This is a genomic window from Paraburkholderia pallida (assembly GCF_004524855.1).
GTDB classification, from domain to species: Bacteria; Pseudomonadota; Gammaproteobacteria; order Burkholderiales; family Burkholderiaceae; genus Paraburkholderia; species Paraburkholderia oxyphila.
This window is the reverse complement of sequence record NZ_CP038150.1, coordinates 975,279-987,600: the sequence shown is the minus strand read 5'-3', so window position 1 is coordinate 987,600 and position 12,322 is coordinate 975,279. Positions and strand designations below refer to the sequence as shown.

The following is a 12,322-nucleotide window of genomic DNA, read 5'->3' as shown; positions in this document are numbered from 1 at the left end:
CGCTGATGCCGCTAGCGAAACACGGCTTTCTCAATCAACTTCCAGTACTGGTTCACCGATTTAGGGTCGTCGATCGAAAAACCTATCATCTCTCTCATTTCACCCTTCAGGGAGGAAAGGACAGAGGTCATGCCGATGAGCATGTAGCAAATCAGGTTGGGGTCGCCCTTGATGAGTGTTCCCTCGGCCTGTGCCGCGCGAATCTGCGGCAAGATGCGGTTCATTGTCTTCGAGACAACATTTTCCACTAACCAGGTCAGCCTTGGACTATCGCCCACATTCTCGCGGAGCATGAAGTGATGGAAGGCATTATGCTCAATCGTATATTTGAGGAAATTATGAAATTCCTCTCGCACCCGGTCGGCAGGAGACATGTCCGAATCGACCGGGATTGCCTCGTTCCACTTAGCCTCGATTTGCGCGAAGGCATCTTCAGCAACGGCACGCCAGAGCGTTTCTTTATTACGGAAATGATACGTAATAAGCGTGTACTCAAGCTCAGCCCGTTCGCCGATACGACGCATGCTTGCGCCATCGTAGCCGCGCTCGGCGAATTCTTGTAGCGCAGCGTCCATGATTGCCCGGCGAGTCTCGATGGAGCGAGATTGCTCACGCCGATTCGCGTCATGCCGACGTCCGAGTGATGGCGATTCAAGAGCGGTCTTGGTTGTCTTGTCAGTGTTCAGTGTGCGACTCATATCATTTCAGAAGGGCCATCCGTAAGGGGCAGGATATACGCTGGCTGCTCGGGTTTGCAAGTATGAGCCCTTTTCAGAGGGATCTGAGCGTGAAGGCGTGCCGCGTTTGCGGCAAGGTAAGTGGCTGGGGAAGTAATGTCACGCTGCCGGACCGGATGAAAGGGGCCGGATCCAGGCGCCCAGCCGATCAATGCGGCCACGAGCGCCTGTGCGGCCAAGCAGCCGGGTGCAAGTCAACCGTCTCATGTCGAGCCGACGGCTCGCAAGCCTTCCCAGGAGAAGCCCAGCGATTCGCGCACGATACTGCCGCCGCCATCGCATCCGGCGAGCAGGGCGCAGCGTACCTCCCCGGTCTTGCTGGTTGCCGTCTCGCGAACCCGCCGCAGAGGACGTTCTCGCAGCGTGCCAGGTCCGCCTCGCGCATTTCAAAGTTCCTATGCACGGAAAATACTATTCGTCGGCCGTGGTCGATGGACGAAAGCGACTGCGATAGGCGCCTGGGCTGAGCCCAACCTTCTCTTTGAACAACCGGCAAAAGGAGCTTGCGTCGTTGTAACCGACCTTTGCCGCAATCGCCTCGACGTTGAGATCGCCCGCCTCCAGCAGGCCGCGCGCCGCCTCGATACGCAGGCTCTGCAAGTAGCGCAGCGGCGCCAGATTGAGCGCCGCTTGAAACCGGCGAATGATGGTGCGTTCGCTGACCCCCAACTTGTTTGCCATTTCCGACATCTTGACTTCTTTCGCCATGTTTTTCTGCAGCCAATGCTGCGCGCGATGGACCAGCGAGTCTGCATGCGCCTTGTCGGTGAGCAGGGGCAGGTAAGGTGTTTGCCTGGTCTGGCTGACATCGATGAGCATCGTCTTGGCACATTGCGAGGCAATCGTCGGCCCGGCGAAGCGCTCGATGATATGAATGGTCTGCAGAAGATACGACGCAGAGGCGCCGGCGCAAATTAACCGGTCGGCTTCGGTGATAACGGGTTCCAGCTGGAGATTGACGCGCGGGAATTTGCTGCGAAACTGCTCGGCCAACCACCAGGTCGTCGTGGCGGGCCGATCGTCCAGGAGGCCGGTTTGGGCGAGGACAAAGGTCCCCGTGCAGTTCGCCGCGAGCCAGGCTCCGGCGTTCCACTGACTGACCAGCCAGTCGCACGCCGCAGATTGGCTCGCCAATAGCCGGTCCAATGCAGTGCTGCCTCCATAGTGTGCGCTGGGGATGAAGATCAGATCGAACCGCTCCCGCGGGCGGATCGGCTGTGTGCTCAGCACGAGGCCATTGCTTGCTCTAACAGGCTCTCCCGCAGGCGACACGAATTTCCAGTCGAACAGCGCGCCCGCCTCGCTTTGCTGCCGGCGCAAGTGCGAGTTCGCGATCTGGAGTATGTCTGCAAAGCCTCCGGCGCTGGAAGCGTAACAATTGTCATACACGAGAATGGCGGCGCGGTGCATGTCTGATTTCGCACATTAAATGTCAGTCTAGACAATGTACAGCAAGTCGGCTAGCGCGGAAACTTGATTCATTCGCAAGCGGTACTCCGAGCGATTGAGCGCGTTGCGATGTTCGCCAACTTAAGCGCAGTCGCGCAGAAGTTGGGGATAGGTCGAGTCAATCTCATCGATTGGAGTCAGTTATGCAAAGTAATGTTGATGAATCAATCGGGCCTTCTGCTGAAGAATGGGCTCATGGAATGAAGGAGTTCCATCTGGGCTATACCACGGCAGGGGCTTATGTCGCCGTGACGGCAGCGCTGGCCTGTATCGCGCTTCTCTTGATTGGAGTGATCTCCCGATGAAAGTTCTAATTGTTCACGCTCACCCGGAGCCGAAATCATTCAGCTCGGCGCTGAAAGACACCGCAATCGAAGTGTTCCGGGAAGGCGGGCACGATGTGCAAGTCTCGGATCTCTATGCAATGGGGTTTAATCCGGTCGCATCCGTCGACGACTTCGGCAACCGGGCAAATCCTGATTATTGCGTCTATGCCCTGGAGCAGCGCCACGGCGTCTCCAATGGAACGATAAGCCCCGATATTCAGCGGGAGCTGGACAAGCTCATGCAATGCGATCTGCTTGTATTGAACTTTCCGGTGTTCTGGTTTTCGACGCCCGCCATCCTGAAGGGATGGCTCGACCGTGTCCTCGTGTCCGGCACGGTCTACGGCGGCACACGCTTCTATGACCGGGGAGGGCTCCGCGGCAAGCGTGCCATTGTGAGCGTGACGTTGGGCGGACAGGCGCACATGTTTGGCAACGACGGCGTCCACGGCCCAATCGAGGGCATGTTGAGACATCTCTTGCAGGGCACGTTGGGTTATACCGGACTTGACGTACTTGCGCCATTTGTCGGGTGGCATGTGCCCTATGTGAGCAACGAGGAGCGATTGGCGTTGCTGAAGGCGTGGCGCCAGCGTCTTTCGTCCCTGGAAGAAGAGACACCACTCGCGTTTCCCAGTCTCGATGACTTCGACGAGAACATGTATCCGAAGTCATCATGAGCCGAGGGGCTGAACGATGATGAGCGCCGATGAGCAAACTCGCCAGTCAGGAGTCTTGTCCGCCTGTCACTCGAGCGATCAAATGCCACCCCGCACCGCACTGAAGAAGGAGCGTCCCAGAAGCGGTCGGCCAGACGACCGCCTGCGGGCCGAGCAGCAACGCGCGCAAGAAACGCGGGCCTCCATTCTGAGTGCGGCGATCGCGGAATTTGCCGCAAAGGGCTTCGAAGCCGCGAGTATTCGCAACATCGCCGATCGTGCCGGGATGCAGCACCCGCGCATTACCTATCATTTTCGGTCCAAGGAGATTCTGTGGCAAGCGGCGGCGGAATTCGTCTTCGAACAGATCCAGCACGAATGGGAGAAGTGTTTAAAGGACACGCCGCCCGCATGCACGTTGGAGCGGCTGCGCATCGTGTACCGCACCATTTTCCAGTTCACGATCGAACATCCGGAGTGCCATCGTTTCCTGCTTCAGGAATCCCTTGGATATAGTCCCAGGCTGCAGTTGTTCGCCGACACGGTGCTGAAGCCGCTCATCGGCTGGCTGCTTCCACAGATACGAGAGGCGCAGGATGAAGGGGCTCTACCGAAAGTCGAGCCCATCATGTTTCACTACCTGCTGATCAGTCTGACCGCCACGCTGTCCAGCTTTGGGACGGAGATGCTGACAACGGCCAATATTTCGGCGTCCGACCCAAATGTGGCCGAAGCGCATTGGCGAACGGTAGAGACACTGATTTTCAATCGACAGGAACCGTAGTGGCGGAACAGGTCCAGTCGCGCGCAGCGTGTGGCGTCTCGTACACGAGCGAGCGGTTCGTGAAGCGGCGCCAGAACTGTTCGCTGTCGGCGCGTTTCATGAAGCGGTCGCTGGCGTGGTTGCCCAGCGCCGTCATGAATGGCGGGCGATACGGGAACGGCTTGATGGAGTTTTGTGCGTCGTCCCGTATCGCGTTGGTTACTGCCATGAGCTGCATATACAGCGCAGGTGTCACGTTCCCCACCACGCTCAGAATGTGACGTTGTCGGCGCCTTTGAGATCCAGGATTTTGCGCGCTTCGTCCGGTGTAGCGACCTCGAGTGAAAGGGGCTCGAGAATCGAACGGATCAGTCGAACTTGTTCCGCATTGGAGGTCGCGAGCTTGCCCCTGCGTGCGTAAAGGGAGTCTTCCAGGCCCACACGCACGTTCGAGCCGTTAATTGCGCCCATTGTGATGAATGGCATCTGATACTTGCCGCTCGCCATCACGGACCAGCGGTAGTCGTCGCCGAAAAGCTTGTCGGCGAGACGTTTGGCATGGAGCAAGTTTTCGGTATCGGCCCCCTGGCCGCCGAGAATGCCAAAAATCGATTGAACGAACAGCGGCGGGGTGACCAGCTTGCGATCGAGAAAGTGCGCGAGCGTGTAGAGGTGGCTGATGTCGTAGCACTCGAACTCGAACCGGGTTCCGTGACCTTTCCCGAGTCGCTCAACGATGTTCTCGATATCGCCGAACGTGTTACGGAAGATCCAGTCACGGGACCCCTCGAGATAGGGGCGTTCCCAGTCGTGCTTGAACTCCTGATAGCGCGCGAGCATCGGGTACATGCCGAAATTCATCGAGCCCATATTGAGCGAGCAAAGTTCCGGCGATGCGCGTTCTGCCGCTGCGATCCGATCTTCGAGCGACATCCCCTGACCGCCGCCCGTCGTGATGTTGACGACAGCGTCGGTCGCTTCCTTGATACGTGGGAGAAAGCGCATGAAGACTTCCGGATCCGGGGTGGGCTTGCCATTGTGCGGATCGCGGGCATGCAGGTGCAGCACGGAGGCACCCGCTTCAGCCGCCTCGATAGCCTGCGCCGCAATTTCATCGGGTGTCACGGGCAGGTGAGGGCTCATGGTCGGGGTATGGACGGAGCCCGTGATGGCGCAACTAATAATCACTTTTGACATGGTCTTATCCTTTCGATGCAGGAAGGCGAATCAGCAACTTGCCCTGGTTCTCGCCGCTATAGAGGCGCGATATCGCAGCGGGCGCCTGTTCAATCCCTTCCAGGATTTCTTCGCGATAATGCAGCCGGCCTTCTTTGATCCAGCGTCCTAGCTGGGCGACGCCCTCCGGATAGCGATCAACGTAGTCGAGCGCAATGAAGCCTCGCACGGTCGCACGCTTGACCAGCAGTTGCCGTTCGTAGCGAGGACCGGACGGCCACGGATCCCAACTCGAAATGGACGCGGTGCCGCATACGGCGATACGCGCGCCCACCGAAATATGCCGGATCACGGCGTCGCTAATTGGACCGGCGGTGTTGTCGAAATAGACGTCGACGCCGTTCGGGCATGCGCGCGCGATGGCGGCTTCGAGGTCCGCTTCATGCTTGTAGTCGAGCACTTCGTCATAGCCGAACTCGTCGATGCAGAGCCTGCGTTTCTCGGGCCCACCTGCAATGCCTACGACGCGGCAGCCGAGAATCCGGGCCATTTGACCCACGCATGAGCCGACCGCGCCGGCGGCGGTCGACACCACCACGGTTTCTCCTGCCTTGGGGGCGCACACGTCCATCAAGCCGAAGTAGGCCGTTACGCCGTTGAGCCCCAGCACGCCGAGCGACAGCGACATCGGAAAGTCGTGGTCACTGATGCGCAAGAGGACTGAGCCCGGGTCGACGACCGCGTGTTCCTGCCAGCCGAACAGGCCCATGACCCTGTCACCGGGGGCGAAGGCGTGGTTGCGGGAGTCGATGACTTCACCGACTGCGAACGCGCGCATGACATCGCCAATCTCGATCCGGGCGCCGTAGCTTTGGGCATCGGCCAGCCAGCCGCGCATCGCCGGGTCGACTGACAGGTAATGGTTGCGTATCAGTATCTGGCCTTCGGCGAGCGCCGGGAGCGGCGCGGAGTCCAGCTCGAAGTGCTCGGCAAGCGGTATGCCTTGCGGTCGCTCTTTGACGATCACACGACGGTTCATCATGCTGCTGGCGCGCCGCCAGAGGCGCCCTCCGCGATGGTGCTAAGTTGGCCCCCCAGGCTGAGGCCGCTATGCAGGTCGCGCATCGTCAATGCGAGCGTTTCGCCAGGCTGCAGGAAGTCAGCGAGCGTCTTCATCTCGACGACCATCTCCTCTCGACGGCGTGCGTCGTCGAAAAGTTGTGTCTTGACGGTGTCGACAAATTTCGGGGTGCCTTGAACAAGGACGCCGCCTGGTGTACCGGTGAGGATCAGGTCGCCTGCCTTCAGGTCCATGATCGCCGCGATCTGTGTAAGCGTCTCGGCGGGCTTGTAAATCAGATCCGAGCTCACAGCGCGCTGTCGCTCGACATCCTGATAGGTCAGGGAGATCTCCAGGTTCATGAGCGCGGTGGCGACTTCGTCGGGCGCCAGGAGGTAAAGGAGCGGTCCTGCAGGGCAGAAGGTCCGGTAGCTCTTTCCCTGATACCACTGCAAGAACGACGCGCCAAACATGACATCGCGCGCGGATACGTCGTTGCAGAGCACCACGCCGGCGACGTAGTCGCCTACGTTCGTGTTGTCCACGACGGTGCCGGCCGTCACTTTCGAGCGCAGCACAATGCCAATTTCCAGCTCGTAATCGAGCAGCTCCACGCCCGCTGGCCGGACGATGTCGTCGTACGGGCCGCAAAGGGAGCTGCTCGACTTGGCGAACAGGAGGTTCTGCTTGCGTACGTGATGGCCCGCTTCGGCGGCGTGGCTCGCGTAATTCAGTCCCTGGCAGAGGAGGGTGGCGTCGCTGGTCACCGGACTCTGCAATTGCGCAGCCTTGATCTTGACGGCGTCGCCATCGTCGAAGAGCTCCGGATTGCGTCCATAGACGGCAATGACGGCCTCGGTCGTGGAATTGGGCGTGATGGGGATGTCGATGATATCGATGACGTCATCGGGCGTTGTGGGCGGTGCAGACAACAGCTTGGCCCAGCGGGATGCGCCATTGTCGTCGCGATATCGAAGGATTAGTACGGCCATGTCGAGTTACCTCTTCGCTTACCTGAATGATTGAGTAGAGTCTTGCGGGCTGGGTCTCAACGCAGCCACGGGCGGGGCTGCTTGAGCAGCGCTTCGAGGAATGCCTTGACCCTCGGTGGAGCATCCGCGGGAGCAGGCTGGCTCGGTCGCATCGAGTCAGGGAGGTCGTCACCCCATGACCACAGGCTGCCTCTCTCGAGCGGGTGATAGCCCGTGGGGTATTGATCGGTCATCACGTCGCCATCCGCGTAGTGCTCCCACTCGTCGCCGACAGAGTCTTTCCAGTAGTCAAAGACCTGGCTACCCAGCTTGTGCCTGCCGATGCCCCAATGAGGCGTCCATCCCTGTGCGCGCAGATACTGATGCCCCTGGCCGACCGCTTCGATATCGAAGGTTTCTGTCGAGATATGCAGCAGCGCCGGTGCCGGCCCCTCGAGGATCGCGAGGCTGTGATGGTCGGCAGGTTCCGCGCCACGATTGAAGCGGAAAAATCCCAGCACCGGACTGCCGTCCGGAAGCAACTGAACGTCGGACGGAATGAAACCGAAGCGCCGCATGTACCATCCGGCGGTTGCGTCGAAGTCAGGTGTCTGGAGGACGACATGGCCGATACGGAAGACCGGCGCCGGCTGCACCGGCGTGCGAATCGGTGCATCGATGCGCCGCTTGTCCATTGGCGTATTGATGGCAACCAGATCGGCGCGCGTTTCCATTCGCTGTGCGGCGGAAAATCCGTGAATGAAGTCGACACGCCGTCCGTCCGGATCGGTCAAGCGAACCCGCTTGCCACCGCCTGGACCGTCGCACGGCTCGATCTCAACCCCTTCTGCATCGGCAAGCGTCTGGAGGTCTTCGGCACGGCTGGCAGCAAGCGCAAATCCAACGAACGCATCGCGCTCACCGGGAATAAGCTCGACACAATAGGGAAACGTGCCGTAGCCCCGGAAAAACCGCGTTGCGCCCGATGTTCCTTCGCAGGGCTTGAAGCCAAAATCCTCGAGGAACTGGCCCATTTTGTTCACGTCGCTTCGTTCAAAGACGACATGAGCGACGGCATTGGCGCGCACGATCGGCTCCGGACGTTCGATCGGCCGGAGGTCCCCTTTCTCGTCTGAGCTGGCGTGGTCTTCCATGATCACGCTCCGCGAACTCGATCGATGACGGCATACGGATCCGAGGGCATGGCATCGCCACGCCATGCCACATGCTGGTCCGGGCGAATCAGCACGAAGTCGCGCTCATAGATGGCCCGTGCGTGCTCGTCGCGGATGTCCACCACAGTGAGCGGCACGCCGCGTGCGCGGGCGGCTTCGATCATCGGTTCGGCACTGGCGTCGTTGAAGCGAAGCAGCGTGAACCACTGACCGAAGAGATCGAAGATGGCGCGGCCGTCCTGAAGGAAGAGGTGCGGCGCGCGAACCCCGGGCCACGTGCTCGGCACGTACCTGAGCAGGTCCCATTCCGGCTCGTTGTCCTCGCCGCAAATGATCGGCGAGCCGCGATAGCGGAACCCGAGCTCGATGCCGATCGCTTCGTTTTCCGCGTTGCCGAGCTCCTTGATGAGGCTGGCGTAGGCCTCGCGCGCGGCAGCGCCTTCGGGGCTGTCTTCATGGATTTTCGGATCATAGGCTTGCGCGATGCGCAAGCGCACGCCCATGTGCGCACCGGACGCCTCGAGATTGCGGGCGCCGACCGGTCGCCGTTCCGCCTCGATGCTCTCGAGCAGCTTCGGGCCGCCCCAGCCCTGGAGGACGGCGGCGAACTTCCAGCCCAGATCGACCGCATCGCAGATGCCGGTGTTCATGCCGTAGCCGCCGGTCGGGATGTATTGATGGACGGCGTCGCCTGCCAGCCAGACGCGATCCTGGCCGTAACCGGTCGAGAGCACGAGGTGCGGGGTCCACGGGTTGGCCTGGAGGACTTCCAGCGGGAATTCGGTGCCGATGGACTGATAGACGAGTTGCCGCGGATCGATGGTCGACGGATCCACGCCCTCGGCAAGGATGTTATGCAGCGTGAAGGTGTCGTTGTCGTCCTGCCCGATCAGGGTTCCGCCGACAGGTGATTGGTAGTGCCAGGCAACGCCGAAACGCCGAAGCAGATCGGTTGCCTGCGAGCGGAAGTGGACCATGTAGAAGCGCGCGACCGCGAACTGGCCTTCCCAGGAGAAGCCCAGCGATTCGCGCACGATGCTGCCACCGCCATCGCATCCGGCGAGCAGGGTGCAGCGGACCTCTTCGGTCTTGCCGGTTGCCGTCTCGCGAATCGTTGCGGTGACGCCATCGGCATCCTGAACAAAGCGCTGCACGGCCCAGCCAAAGCGAAGCTCGACCAGCGGCGACTCGCTGAGAATGTCGCGCAGGGTGGGCTCGAGCACGACCTGGCTGAGGCGCATGTTGGGCTCGAGCGGCTGGGAGCCGTCATTGTGGCTGCGGATATGTTCCCGCCAGGTATGGACATCGGGGTAGGGGAAGCGGGTCAGTTCCCACTCGTTAAGGCGGGTGACCCAGGCCACATCCATGCAGTTCTCGGGCGGCACGGCGACGCTGCGAATGCGCTCGGCAACGCCGAGGCGGCGGAAGTGCTCCATGCTGCGGCCGTTGGTGACATCCATCTTGGGATGGCGCGTGGTAGCGGGGTTGCGTTCGACTACGAGTGCCCGGATGCCCCGTGACTGAAGCTCCAAAGCCGTAGCGAGCCCGACCGGGCCCGCACCCACAACGAGGACAGGTACGTCGATCAAGATCTATCTCCTTCATGTTCTGGCCCTGGCGGGCGTCTCTGATGGGTACTGCAACTGACGAATTCAGGTTAGCACGTCTTTTTGAAAAATACCACGATCGTGGAGATTATTTGGTTGAGTGGCTGGCGCCTGCTTGTGGCCCCATAAGCTGGCTCGCTTGACTACCTGTCCAGGGTAGGGACGTCCCCTATAAACTCCACGACCGTGGAGAACTATACTGCCTCCCATCAGCCAGCCAAGTCGGCCATGGCAGGCGTCTTTCGCGACGTACCCGGGTGCCAAAAATTGTTGTTGGCGACTGCGGCAAAAGAATAGTCATCCTGACTAGTCCGCAAGAAGGCGCGCTCCTGATCAGTGACGGACTCGAAGAGCCGTGGCGTAAGTTGTCGAAGTCGCCAGCTAGCTGTGAGTGGGCCGCCACGATCGTTCGCGACGGGAGCGGAAGTCTTGTAGTGCGTGGGTCGCTGGACATTGCGTGATTGGCCTGGGTCACAATGAATTCGCTATCCGGTCATCGAATGGATGGTAAGGAATCCATATTAATCAGGGTCGGCTGAATCCCATGATGGCTGCGTGAGAAGAGATCAGGACGATTCGTTGTGACGCAAGAATTCAATCAACAGGATAGTAAAGGAGACGAGATGGACCCGCGCAGAGTCATATCGCTAGCCGTGGCAATTGCAGCCGGTATGGCGAATGTTAGTTATGCAGGCACCGGCATCTATACCACCGGGTACGGGACGCGTGAGGAAGGGATGGGCGGCGTAGGCATCGCGACCGGCGAATCTGCGCTCGCGCCCGCGACCAATCCAGCAGGTATCGCGTTCACCGGCGACCGCCTGGATCTCGGTTTAGGCCTGCTCTTCCTCCAGGCGGGGCAACAGCTTGACGGCACGGACTATCACACGAGGGGGGGTGTCACGGCGCTGCCGGAGCTCGGTTATGTCAAGTCGATATCGCCTTCGCTTGTATTCGGTCTGACGTCGTGGGCATCGGGTGCGCAGGTCAGTTACCACGACGCGTACGGCGGCGTTCCGGGAAATTCGCACACGTTTTCGCAGGGTATCTTCATGCACCTTGCACCCACGGTTGCCTATCGTTTTGGCTTTGATGGAAATAAAAACAATGCGCTCTCGCTGTCTGTGGTCGGCGCGCTGTCGACCGTTGATATCGAAGGTGTTCAGGCTCAATCGGGTTTGCCGAACCAGGGGCGAGACTGGACGCCTGGTATCGGATTCAAAATTGGCTGGATGAGTGAGATCACGTCACAGATTTCGATCGGGGCGTTCTATGCCTCAAAAATCTCATATGCTCCGTGGCACAAATACAGTCATATTTTTGCAGACGGCGGGCGATTCGATGAACCGGCACAGTATGGCGTCGGTATCGCGGTTCGACCCATTCCCAAGTTGCTGCTCGGATTCGACTGGATCCGGTTCATGTACGGCAGCACGCACGTGCTCGGAAATCCCATCAACTTCTCGGTGCCCCTGGGTGACGTCAACGGGACCGGGTTCGGTCTTGGCAATACCAATGCTTATCGCATTGGCGTGCAATACGAGGTTAACGACAAGCTGACGATTCGCGGTGGATTTGAATATACCGATCAAATCTTGACGCCGCAAAACACGGCGTTCACATTTCTCGTTCCCGTCACGCCCAATCGAACCTATACGATCGGCGCGACTTATAAGACAGGAAAGATGTCGGAAATATCGTTCGCGTATGCGGTCTCGCCACGCGTGCAAGTGAACGGCGCTGGGGTGAGTGCGGGTGCCAATCCCTATGCCAATGAAAATCTCGTGTCCTTCACCTACACGAAAAAATTCTGAGTGCGCATCGCAAGACAAGGCTTCACATGGAAGCCGAAAATCCTCTTTTATAGGAGAAAGACATGACAGGCAACGTGATACTTGCCCCGGTTGATGTCGCCATCGCTTATTTCGACAGGCTCGACCGCGGCGCCCCCGATCTTCTGGAGCTCTTCGCCGACGGCTTCGAGTTCTACTTTCCAAAATTCGGCATCGGCAAGGGGCGGGACGATTTTGTTGCCTGCCTGACAGGTCTGCAAAGTCAAGTCGAGAGGCTGACACACTATATCGACCGAACGACAGTCATAGAAGCCGGCGACAAGGTGGTCGTCGAGGGGATCTCGTCAGGACGATTGAGATCCGGCAAAGAATGGCATGGTGGGATGACAGCCGGCGGGCGCTTTTGCAATGTGTTCGAGATTCGGGGCGGGCTAATCGAACGCGTCTCGATCTACCTCGATCCAGACTATGTTTCGGAAGACACCGATCGCTTTTTGTGGAAAGACCGAAAAAGTCGGTGGTGAGGGAATTTCCGCAAAGCGTTGAGCACGCGTCAGTAACTTGATATTCAAAATTCGGAGAGGGTGAAGGTGGACACCGGCCGAC

14 protein-coding genes are annotated in these 12,322 nt (G+C 59.5%); 5 read left to right on the top strand and 9 right to left on the bottom strand.

The annotated features are described in order from the left end of the window. Nucleotides 1-11: 11 nt before the first annotated feature. From E1956_RS30940 to E1956_RS30930, 3 genes are all read right to left on the bottom strand, one after another. Nucleotides 12-698: a TetR/AcrR family transcriptional regulator gene (locus E1956_RS30940; RefSeq protein ID WP_134756400.1), complete on the bottom strand. Its 687-nt coding sequence runs from the start codon at nt 696-698 to the stop codon at nt 12-14. Nucleotides 699-940: 242 nt separating this feature from the next. Beyond that, entirely contained in the window at nt 941-1,084 is a 144-nt protein-coding gene (locus E1956_RS47745; RefSeq protein ID WP_418789327.1) for an FAD-dependent monooxygenase, read from the bottom strand. A 64-nt stretch (nt 1,085-1,148) separates the two neighbouring features. Beyond that, nucleotides 1,149-2,147 carry a GlxA family transcriptional regulator gene (locus tag E1956_RS30930; RefSeq protein ID WP_134756398.1) on the bottom strand — a complete coding sequence of 333 codons (999 nt, stop codon included), beginning with the start codon at nt 2,145-2,147 and terminating at the stop codon, nt 1,149-1,151. A 182-nt stretch (nt 2,148-2,329) separates the two neighbouring features. Between E1956_RS30930 and E1956_RS46380 the strand changes: the two genes are divergently transcribed. The 3 genes from E1956_RS46380 to E1956_RS30920 are packed head-to-tail and all read left to right on the top strand — an operon-like array spanning nt 2,330 to nt 3,955. Then, on the top strand, nt 2,330-2,491 hold the full coding sequence (locus E1956_RS46380; protein WP_167760179.1) for a hypothetical protein: 162 nt from the start codon (nt 2,330-2,332) through the stop codon (nt 2,489-2,491). Continuing rightward, complete coding sequence (locus E1956_RS30925) at nt 2,488-3,192, top strand: NAD(P)H-dependent oxidoreductase (RefSeq protein WP_134756396.1); 705 nt, start codon at nt 2,488-2,490, stop codon at nt 3,190-3,192. The genes E1956_RS46380 and E1956_RS30925 overlap by 4 nt, the downstream gene beginning before the upstream one ends. 16 nt (nt 3,193-3,208) lie before the next feature. Continuing rightward, entirely contained in the window at nt 3,209-3,955 is a 747-nt protein-coding gene (locus tag E1956_RS30920) for a TetR/AcrR family transcriptional regulator (protein ID WP_134756394.1), read from the top strand. Here the strand turns inward: E1956_RS30920 and E1956_RS30915 are convergent. Genes E1956_RS30915 through E1956_RS30890 form a run of 6 tightly spaced genes read right to left on the bottom strand, consistent with a single transcriptional unit; the run spans nt 3,936 to nt 9,905 of the window. Further along, the gene (locus tag E1956_RS30915) at nt 3,936-4,163 is read right to left on the bottom strand and encodes a hypothetical protein (protein ID WP_134756392.1); all 228 of its coding nucleotides are present in this window, start codon (nt 4,161-4,163) and stop codon (nt 3,936-3,938) included. The genes E1956_RS30920 and E1956_RS30915 overlap by 20 nt on opposite strands. 41 nt (nt 4,164-4,204) lie before the next feature. Further along, entirely contained in the window at nt 4,205-5,131 is a 927-nt protein-coding gene (gene kce / locus E1956_RS30910) for a 3,5-dioxohexanoate:acetyl-CoA acetone transferase (protein ID WP_134756390.1), read from the bottom strand. 4 nt (nt 5,132-5,135) lie between these two features. Continuing rightward, nucleotides 5,136-6,152 (bottom strand): NADP-dependent oxidoreductase, encoded by a 1,017-nt coding sequence (locus tag E1956_RS30905; protein WP_134756388.1) that lies wholly within the window; start codon nt 6,150-6,152, stop codon nt 5,136-5,138. Continuing rightward, on the bottom strand, nt 6,149-7,162 hold the full coding sequence (locus tag E1956_RS30900; RefSeq protein ID WP_134756386.1) for a fumarylacetoacetate hydrolase family protein: 1,014 nt from the start codon (nt 7,160-7,162) through the stop codon (nt 6,149-6,151). The genes E1956_RS30905 and E1956_RS30900 overlap by 4 nt, the downstream gene beginning before the upstream one ends. A 56-nt stretch (nt 7,163-7,218) precedes the next feature. Next, on the bottom strand, nt 7,219-8,295 hold the full coding sequence (locus tag E1956_RS30895) for a VOC family protein (RefSeq protein ID WP_167760177.1): 1,077 nt from the start codon (nt 8,293-8,295) through the stop codon (nt 7,219-7,221). Nucleotides 8,296-8,297: 2 nt separating this feature from the next. Continuing rightward, nucleotides 8,298-9,905: an FAD-dependent monooxygenase gene (locus tag E1956_RS30890; RefSeq protein ID WP_197732921.1), complete on the bottom strand. Its 1,608-nt coding sequence runs from the start codon at nt 9,903-9,905 to the stop codon at nt 8,298-8,300. A 641-nt stretch (nt 9,906-10,546) separates the two neighbouring features. Here E1956_RS30890 and E1956_RS30885 point away from each other — a divergent pair. Both E1956_RS30885 and E1956_RS30880 read left to right on the top strand, forming a co-directional pair. Continuing rightward, entirely contained in the window at nt 10,547-11,737 is a 1,191-nt protein-coding gene (locus E1956_RS30885; RefSeq protein WP_134756382.1) for an OmpP1/FadL family transporter, read from the top strand. A gap of 62 nt (nt 11,738-11,799) precedes the next feature. Beyond that, a complete protein-coding gene (locus E1956_RS30880) occupies nt 11,800-12,240 on the top strand; it encodes a nuclear transport factor 2 family protein (protein WP_134756380.1) in 441 nt (146 codons plus the stop codon). Nucleotides 12,241-12,322: the final 82 nt, after the last annotated feature.

Coding starts and splice junctions, on each gene's coding strand:
- E1956_RS46380 (WP_167760179.1), top strand. CDS start 2,330: ATGCAAAGTAATGTTGATGAATCAATCGGGCCTTCTGCTGAAGAATGG.
- E1956_RS30905 (WP_134756388.1), bottom strand. CDS start 6,152: ATGATGAACCGTCGTGTGATCGTCAAAGAGCGACCGCAAGGCATACCG.
- E1956_RS30915 (WP_134756392.1), bottom strand. CDS start 4,163: ATGGCAGTAACCAACGCGATACGGGACGACGCACAAAACTCCATCAAG.
- E1956_RS30925 (WP_134756396.1), top strand. CDS start 2,488: ATGAAAGTTCTAATTGTTCACGCTCACCCGGAGCCGAAATCATTCAGC.
- kce (WP_134756390.1), bottom strand. CDS start 5,131: ATGTCAAAAGTGATTATTAGTTGCGCCATCACGGGCTCCGTCCATACC.
- E1956_RS30900 (WP_134756386.1), bottom strand. CDS start 7,162: ATGGCCGTACTAATCCTTCGATATCGCGACGACAATGGCGCATCCCGC.
- E1956_RS30895 (WP_167760177.1), bottom strand. CDS start 8,295: ATGGAAGACCACGCCAGCTCAGACGAGAAAGGGGACCTCCGGCCGATC.
- E1956_RS30885 (WP_134756382.1), top strand. CDS start 10,547: ATGGACCCGCGCAGAGTCATATCGCTAGCCGTGGCAATTGCAGCCGGT.
- E1956_RS30940 (WP_134756400.1), bottom strand. CDS start 698: ATGAGTCGCACACTGAACACTGACAAGACAACCAAGACCGCTCTTGAA.
- E1956_RS30920 (WP_134756394.1), top strand. CDS start 3,209: ATGATGAGCGCCGATGAGCAAACTCGCCAGTCAGGAGTCTTGTCCGCC.
- E1956_RS30880 (WP_134756380.1), top strand. CDS start 11,800: ATGACAGGCAACGTGATACTTGCCCCGGTTGATGTCGCCATCGCTTAT.
- E1956_RS30930 (WP_134756398.1), bottom strand. CDS start 2,147: ATGCACCGCGCCGCCATTCTCGTGTATGACAATTGTTACGCTTCCAGC.